The following is a 446-nucleotide window of genomic DNA, read 5'->3' on the forward strand; positions in this document are numbered from 1 at the left end:
GACCAGCTTTCGCGCAATCCTGCTGTGGCTCATGATGCTCGCGGTGCCCTTCCAGGGCTACGCGGCTGCGGCCATGGCGCTTTGCACGCCTGAGCCGACGCAGCTGAGCACGGGCGTGGCGCACGATCACAGCCAGCACAACCATGCTTCGGTGCAAGGTGCCGAGCATCAGCATGTGAATGTGAGCGGTGACGATAGCGCAGACCGCCACGACGCGCTGAGCGCGCATGCCGACCAGTCCGATGCGTTCCACAAATGCGGCAGCTGCGCTGCGTGTCATTCGGTCGGCATGATGCCAACGCTCGGCACACCCCTTCTTCACGGTCTCCCGCAGGCCGAGCTGGCTGAGCCTCTGCACGCGATGGCCACCGTCTCGCCTCGCGTTCCCCACAAACCTCCTCGCGCGTAACTGCGTCCAGCGCCCGGCAGCTCGGCTGCCTGCGCGC

Annotated in this window: 1 protein-coding gene; it reads left to right on the plus strand. The window is 66.6% G+C overall.

Annotation, left to right across the window (positions count from 1 at the left end; all coding sequences use genetic code 11):
- On the plus strand, positions 1-409 hold a 409-nt coding region (locus AC3A6B_RS29895; RefSeq protein WP_487840250.1), incomplete at its 5' end, for a hypothetical protein.
- Positions 410-446: the final 37 nt, after the last annotated feature.

It is taken from the genome of Variovorax sp. Soil_C_33 (genome assembly GCF_057656935.1).